The organism is Streptococcus oralis, assembly GCF_003943415.1.
In the GTDB taxonomy this organism is placed as follows: Bacteria; Bacillota; Bacilli; order Lactobacillales; family Streptococcaceae; genus Streptococcus; species Streptococcus oralis_BJ.
On record NZ_RJPK01000035.1, the window covers coordinates 1 to 615 of the forward strand.

A 615-nucleotide genomic window follows, 5' to 3' on the forward strand; every position below is an offset into this window, starting at 1 on the left:
CACCGCGGTCATAGAAAATTTCGGTATTCGGTCCGCTCGGGCCTTCACCGATATCCCAGAAGTTTCCTTCCAGTCTGATGATCCGTTCCTCAGGAACGCCGATTTTTTTTGACCATAATTCATACGCTTCGTCATCTTCCGGATGGACCGTGACTGACAGCCGTTCGGGATCGAAGCCGATCCATTTTTGATCGGTTAAAAATTCCCATGCCCACTCGATCGCTTCTTCTTTGAAATAATCGCCGATCGAAAAGTTCCCGAGCATTTCAAAGAACGTATGGTGGCGGGCTGTTTTCCCGACATTTTCAATATCGTTCGTCCTGATTGATTTTTGAGCGTTGCAGATACGCGGATTCTCCGGCACAACCCGTCCGTCAAAATATTTTTTCAGCGTCGCAACTCCGCTGTTGATCCAAAGCAGGGAGGGATCTTCATGCGGAATAAGAGAGGCGCTCGGTTCAACGGCATGCCCTTTTTCTTTAAAAAAATCTAAAAACATTTGGCGCACTTGTGCGGATGTCAATGTCTTCATTATTTTTTCCTCCTTTAAATGATGCACATGCAAATTAAAAAGCCCCCGCCCTATGCAAACAACGTTTACACAGGGACGAGAGC

General features: G+C 46.7%; 1 protein-coding gene. It reads right to left on the reverse strand.

What is annotated here, in order from left to right:
* Positions 1 to 532: alanine--tRNA ligase-related protein (locus tag D8801_RS09735; RefSeq protein WP_260468155.1), on the reverse strand; the 532-nt coding region annotated here is incomplete at its 3' end.
* Between the last annotated feature and the right edge of the window lie 83 nt (positions 533 to 615).